Source organism: Pedococcus sp. P2_E4 (assembly GCF_056403935.1).
Genome location: NZ_JBFUEO010000073.1, coordinates 1 through 6,277 on the forward strand (window position 1 = coordinate 1; position 6,277 = coordinate 6,277).

Consider the following 6,277-nt stretch of genomic DNA (forward strand, 5'->3'; position numbering starts at 1 on the left):
GGCGAGCACGTGCCGCCCGCGGGGCGGCCGCCGGGCGGGGTCGGGTGGGGTCCAGGTCATGGGGCGACATCCTCGCGCACGCAGTCCGGAGCGGGCGCTCGGGAGGGCCGTTCGATCACGGCTATGTGACGAAACGCGTCATCCGCGTGTCGCTTGACATGTGACCCGTGTGACTGGTGTGACGATTGTGACTCGGGATCACCACGCCAGCCAGGGGGCGCACCATGCGGGACGAGGACCTCACACCCACACAGCTGTGGCGCAAGCACCGGCTGCGCCAGGCCATGCTGTTCGTCACCATCCCCGGAGTCCTGCTGGGCACCGCAAGCATCACGGCGGCATACTCCAGCGGCTGGATGACCCCCGCGCCGCCCAAGCCGTCCTGCCAGCCCGAGGTCGTCCCGGCCCCGGCGCGCGGCTCCTTCACGGTCAACGTCAGGAACGCCACGGGTCGCGACGGCGTCGCCGGCCAGGTGGCCGCGGGGCTGGGCAAGCGCACGTTCACCGTGGGCTCGATCAGCAACGCCCCGGACTCGTGGTACGTGACCGCTCCGGCGGTCGTCCACCACGGACCGAGGGGGCTGGACCAGGCGCTGCTCACGGCCTCGCAGATCCCCGGCGCCAAGCTGTTCCAGGACGTGCGTCCCGGCACCGACGTCGACGTCGTCGTGGGCCTGGCGTTCAAGGAGATGACCCCGATCCCGCCGCGGCTCAAGCCGATCCCGTCCGAGGTCGGCGTCAACGTCTACAACACGACCTACAAGACCGGGCTGGCCAAAGTCGTCGCCGACCAGGTCAAGGCGCGCGGCTTCAAGGTGAAGGAGGTCTCCAACGACCCCCTGCGCACGATGCAGATGGGGGTCGCCGTCATCCGGTACGGCGAGGAGGGCGACCTCGCAGCCGCGCTGCTCAAGGGCCACCTGCCCGCGGCGGAGCTGCGCAAGGACACCCGGGCCGGCACCACCGTCGACCTGGTGCTCGGCAACGAGTTCACGGCTCTGGCAGACCTCGCGGACGTCCCGCGACTGCCGGTGCGGCCCAAGCCGGAAAAGCCCACGGTGGCGCGTCCCTGCACCGACTGAGGCTGGCTCACCGGGGTGTTTGGAGGCTCTTCGGGGTCATCACCCCGACAACGCTCCAAAGACCCGGGCGGGAGGCGGTCACCGGCGGCCGCCCCGCCGCGGGGAGCCCCGTCATACCCGTCGGAGGTTGGCGCATCCGCGCCAGGCTTGGCACAGTGGTGCGGCGATGCACTCCTCTCGCCGCGGCTCCTCCCCCCGAGCGCACGTCGCCCTGGCCGCGGTCCTGACCGCGGCCCTGTGCCTGCCGGCCGCCTGCGCGGGCGACGAGCTGACCTCCGCCCCCACGCCCAGCACGGCCGTCGCCACGTCCACGACCACCACGGAGGCAGCCACGACCACGGCCGCCCCGACGACGACCACGAGGACCACGACAGCCGCGCCGAAGACCCCTGCCGCCACCCGGCGCGCGACCCCCACGACGTCGGCCACGCCCACGAGGCTCGCCCCGGTCCCGCGGGCGGGTGCCGAGCCCACGGTGCGCTTCCCGGTCAACGAGGCTGCGGTCGGGCGCGGCGCCAACGCGTCGGTCGGCCCCGTCCCGGACGCGCTGTGGTCGCGCATGGTCGGGTACTCGTGGACGTCCGGCTGCCCCGTCGGGCGGTCGTCGCTGCGGCTGGTCCGGGTCAACTTCTGGGGCTTCGACGGGAAGCGGTCGCGGGGTGGCGTCGTCGTCAACGCCTCGATCGCGTCGCGGACCGCGGCGGCCTTCGCCCGGCTCCACGACCTGCAGTTCCGGATCCGCCAGATGAAGCCGATGGACTCGTCGTGGGGCAAGAACCCCAAGGGTCCCGGTGCCAACGACTACGCGGCGATGGAGGCCGACAACACCTCGGCGTTCAACTGCCGCTACGTCGGCGGTGAGGAGGCGAGCAGGGTCTACAGCAAGCACGCCTACGGCACGGCGATCGACGTCAACGATTTCGAGAACCCGTACGTCGCCAGCAACGGCACYGTCTACCCCGACAGCTACTGGCTGAGGCGGCGGGGCCCGGCCCCGGGCGTGTTCTCCTCGAGCAGCAGTGCCGCGGTGCGCGCCTTCACCAGCCAGGGGCTGCGGTGGGGTGGTCTCTGGTCGGCTCCCGACTACCAGCACTTCGACCGATGAGCCGCTGCGTGCGGCGGTATGCCGCGCTGCTGGGTCTCGTGGTCGTCACCGGTTGTGGGGGTGGCGAGGTCGCCGCGCCACCGGCCACGTCCGGCACCGCGACGAGCAGCGCGACGACCGCCCCGACCAGGACCACCGCCCCGACCGCGACCACGACGCCGAAGCCGACGACCAGCAAGCCGACCACCAGCAAGCGCCCGGCGACGAGCACGCGGACGGCGGCCCGCGCGACGCGCCCGCCCGCCCCCGCCAAGCCGACCTGCACCGTCCCCTCGGGGGTCACGGCCCGCCAGGTGGTCGTGGTGCGGTCCAGCGGCTCGTCCGCGACCGTCCGGGCCTGCCGGCGTAGCGCGTCGGGTTACCAGCTCGAGCTCGGCCCCTACTCCGGCCACGTCGGGGTCAACGGGGTGTCCTGGTCCAAGCGCGAGGGCGACGGGGCCACCCCCGGCGGCACGTATCCGCTGCGCGGCGGCTTCGGCGCCAGGGCCAACCCCGGCCTGGCTCAGGGCTGGTTCCGGGTGGACGCGAACGACGTGTGGGTCGACGACAGCGCCTCCGGCCTCTACAACACCCACCAGCGCAAGCCGGCCGGCGGACGGTGGACGAGCGCCGAGAACCTGCTGAACACACCGGCCTACAGCTACGCCCAGGTGATCGGTTACAACGAGGCGCGGACCCCCGGCAAGGGCTCGGCGATCTTCCTCCACGTCGACAAGGGCGGCGGCACCGCCGGGTGCGTCTCGCTCCCGACCTCGGCGCTGCTCGCGGTGATGCGGTGGGAGCGCGCGGGGGCAGTGATCTCGATCCGCTGAGACCGCTCTGGCCGCCACCCCCGCGAGTTGGCAGAGTGGGCGCATGCGAACCGTTGCCATGTTGACCGCAGGCGGGCTGGCCCCGTGCCTGTCCTCCGCCGTCGGAGGACTCATCGAGCGCTACTCGGAGGTGGCGCCGGACGTCCGGATCATCGCCTACCGCAACGGGTATGCCGGGTTGCTGACCGGCGACTCCGTCGAGGTCACCGACGAGGTGCGTGCCTCCGCTCACCTCCTGCACCGGTTCGGGGGCAGTCCGATCGGCAACAGCAGGGTCAAGCTCACCAACGTCAAGGACTGCGTCAGGCGGGGCCTGGTCCAGGAGGGCCAGAACCCGCTGCACGTCGCCGCCGAGCAGCTGACCCGCGACGGGGTCGACGTCCTGCACACCATCGGTGGCGACGACACCAACGGCACCGCGGCCGACCTCGCGGCTTACCTGCACGGCAACGGCTACGAGCTCACCGTCGTGGGGCTGCCCAAGACGATCGACAACGACGTCGTGCCGATCCGCCAGTCGCTCGGCGCGTGGACTGCCGCCGAGCAGGGCGCGCTGTTCGCGCGCAACGTGATCGCCGAGCACTCCTCGAACCCGCGGATGCTCATCGTCCACGAGGTCATGGGTCGCAACTGCGGATGGCTCACCGCCGCGACGGCCCGGGCCCATCACGACTGGGTGCGCGGCACGGAGTTCGCCGGCTGGCTCGAGAACTCCCCCGAGCGATGGGACGTGCACGGCGTCTTCGTGCCCGAGCGTCCCCTCGACATCGCCCAGGAGGCGACCCGGCTGCGCGCGATCATGGACGAGTCCGACGGGGTCAACCTCTTCATCTCCGAGGGTGCGGGCGTCGCCGAGATCGTGGCTGCCATGGAGGAGGCGGGGCAGGACGTCCCGCGCGATCCCTTCGGCCACGTCCAGCTCGACAAGGTCAACCCGGGCGCCTGGTTCGCCAAGCAGTTCGCCGAGCAGCTGGGCGCCGACAAGGTGCTGGTCCAGAAGAGCGGCTACTACGCGAGGTCCGCGGCGGCCAACGACGCCGACCTCGCCCTCATCAAGGACTGCACCACGTATGCCGTGGACGCGGCCCTGCGGGGCGAGTCCGGCGTGGTGGGTCACGACGAGGAACGCGGGGACCAGCTGCGCGCCGTCGAGTTCCCGCGGATCAAGGGCGGCAAGGCCTTCGACCCCACAGCCCCGTGGTTCACGGCCCTGCTTGCCGACCTCGGCCAGTCGTAGCAGGGTCGGTGGCATGACGCCGACCTCAGCCACACCCCCCGGGGCGAGCACCGCGGCATACCGCCGGGCGCGGGACACGCTCGTGGCCCTGACCGGACAGCACGACCGGGCCGTGGCCGAGTTCCGCTGGCCCGACGTGGGGGAGCGCTTCAACTGGGCCGTGGACTGGTTCGACGTCATCGCCCGGGGCAACGACACCACCGCCCTGTGGATCGTCGAGGAGGACGGCGCGGAGCGGCGCCTGTCGTTCGACGAGATGGCGACCCGGTCGGACCAGGTCGCCGTATGGCTGACGGATCTCGGTGTGACGCAAGGGGATCGGGTCCTGCTGATGCTGGGCAACCAGGTCGAGCTGTGGGAGACGATGCTCGCCGTCGCCAAGATCGGCGCCGTCATCATGCCGACCACGGCGGCCCTCGGCCCCGGCGACCTGCAGGACCGGGTGGACCGCGGCGGGGCACGCGTCGTGGTCGCCAATACCGCCGACACGGCCAAGTTCGAGGAGGTCACGGGCGACTACCGACGGATCTGCGTGGGCGAGGTCGCGGGTTGGGAGCGCTACGCGGACTCGGCCGGTGTCGAGGCCCGCGCGTTCGAGACGACGACCGCGGCGACCGACCCGCTGCTGCTCTACTTCACGTCCGGGACGACGAGCAGGCCCAAGCTGGTCGAGCACACCCAGGTGTCCTATCCCGTCGGGCACCTCTCGACGATGTACTGGATCGGCGCCCGACCCGGTGACGTGCACCTCGCGATCAGCTCTCCCGGATGGGCCAAGCACGCGTGGTCGTGCTTCTTCGCACCGTGGATCGCCGAGGCGACGATCTTCGTCTACAACTACGCGCGGTTCGACGCCGCGGCCCTGCTCGACCAGCTCCGCCGGGCACAGGTGACGACCTTCTGCGCGCCGCCGACGGTCTGGCGCATGCTGATCCAGGCCGACCTCAGTGGCGGCAGCGGTGCCCTGCGCGAGCTGCTCGCGGCCGGGGAGCCCCTCAACCCCGAGGTCATCAGCCAGGTCCAGCAGGCCTGGGGGCTCACGATCCGCGACGGCTACGGCCAGACCGAGACCACCCTGCAGATCGGCAACATCGCGGGCGAGCCGCTCAAGCCGGGCTCGATGGGCCGCCCGATGCCGGGTGTCCCGGTCGCCCTGGTCGACCCGCTCACCGGCACGCCCGCCGACGAGGGCGAGATCGTCCTGGACCTGTCCCAGCACCCCGTCAACCTCATGACCGGCTACCACGGCGATGCCGAGAGGCAGGCCGAGGCCACGGCGGGCGGCTGGTACCACACGGGCGACGTGGCGCAGCGCGACGGCGACGGTTACATCACCTACATCGGACGCACCGACGACGTGTTCAAGGCCAGCGACTACAAGGTGTCGCCGTTCGAGCTCGAGAGCGTGCTCATCGAGCACCCCGCCGTCGCCGAGGCGGCGGTGGTCCCCGCGCCGGACCCGACCCGGTTGGCCGTGCCCAAGGCCTACATCGCCCTGGCCGCCGGGTGGGAGCCCGACGCGCAGACCGCGGCGGCGATCTTCGAGCACGCGCGGACCCACCTCGCGCCCTACCTGCGGGTCCGCCGCCTCGAGTTCTTCGAGCTGCCCAAGACGGTCAGCGGCAAGATCCGCCGGGTGGAGCTGAGGACCCGCGAGCAGGAGGCCTTCGACCAAGGCGTCTCGCTGTCGGAGGAGTTCCGCGACGACCAGAGCACCCGGTCGACCTGACGGGTCAGGGCTGAGCGACGGAGCCCGCGGACCCGGCCTCGGCGGCGTCAGCAGCATCGGGGCTGGCGACCTCCGGCCGGGCGATCTTCGGCTCSGTGGCGATCGGCTCGGTCGGCGGCTTGCCCTGGGGCGTGTCAGCCCTGCCCGCCGACAGCGGCCTGGCGACCCGGGCCGGGTTGCCCTGGCCCAGGCCTTCGCCCTGGCCCAGGCCTTCGCCCTGGCCCTGGCCCTTGCCCTGGACCAGGTCGACGGGCTTGGTCGCCGCTGCCTCCGTGGCGGGCTCGCCGCTGGTGGACGACCCCGGGCCAGCGT

The 6,277-nt window shown here is 72.1% G+C and carries 5 protein-coding genes and 1 pseudogene; 5 read left to right on the forward strand and 1 reads right to left on the reverse strand.

Annotated features, from left to right (window positions below):
* The first annotated feature begins 224 nt into the window (after nt 1–224).
* From AC1DV7_RS17915 to AC1DV7_RS17935, 5 genes are all read left to right on the forward strand, one after another.
* The gene (locus AC1DV7_RS17915) at nt 225–1,082 is read left to right on the forward strand and encodes a LytR C-terminal domain-containing protein (protein WP_477598693.1); all 858 of its coding nucleotides are present in this window, start codon (nt 225–227) and stop codon (nt 1,080–1,082) included.
* A 166-nt stretch (nt 1,083–1,248) separates the two neighbouring features.
* A complete protein-coding gene (locus AC1DV7_RS17920) occupies nt 1,249–2,187 on the forward strand; it encodes a M15 family metallopeptidase (protein WP_477598694.1) in 939 nt (312 codons plus the stop codon).
* The gene (locus AC1DV7_RS17925) at nt 2,184–2,999 is read left to right on the forward strand and encodes a L,D-transpeptidase family protein (protein WP_477598695.1); all 816 of its coding nucleotides are present in this window, start codon (nt 2,184–2,186) and stop codon (nt 2,997–2,999) included. The genes AC1DV7_RS17920 and AC1DV7_RS17925 overlap by 4 nt, the downstream gene beginning before the upstream one ends.
* Before the next feature lie 43 nt (nt 3,000–3,042).
* A complete protein-coding gene (locus AC1DV7_RS17930) occupies nt 3,043–4,236 on the forward strand; it encodes a pyrophosphate--fructose-6-phosphate 1-phosphotransferase (protein ID WP_477598696.1) in 1,194 nt (397 codons plus the stop codon).
* A gap of 13 nt (nt 4,237–4,249) precedes the next feature.
* The gene (locus tag AC1DV7_RS17935; protein WP_477598697.1) at nt 4,250–5,965 is read left to right on the forward strand and encodes an AMP-binding protein; all 1,716 of its coding nucleotides are present in this window, start codon (nt 4,250–4,252) and stop codon (nt 5,963–5,965) included.
* A gap of 4 nt (nt 5,966–5,969) precedes the next feature.
* Here AC1DV7_RS17935 and AC1DV7_RS17940 read toward each other — a convergent pair.
* A pseudogene (locus tag AC1DV7_RS17940) lies at nt 5,970–6,277 on the reverse strand (hypothetical protein); the annotation flags it as partial.

Excerpts from the sequence above, each read along its gene's own strand:
- AC1DV7_RS17930 (WP_477598696.1), top strand. The coding sequence starts at position 3,043 with ATGCGAACCGTTGCCATGTTGACCGCAGGCGGGCTGGCCCCGTGCCTG.
- AC1DV7_RS17925 (WP_477598695.1), top strand. The coding sequence starts at position 2,184 with ATGAGCCGCTGCGTGCGGCGGTATGCCGCGCTGCTGGGTCTCGTGGTC.
- AC1DV7_RS17935 (WP_477598697.1), top strand. The coding sequence starts at position 4,250 with ATGACGCCGACCTCAGCCACACCCCCCGGGGCGAGCACCGCGGCATAC.
- AC1DV7_RS17915 (WP_477598693.1), top strand. The coding sequence starts at position 225 with ATGCGGGACGAGGACCTCACACCCACACAGCTGTGGCGCAAGCACCGG.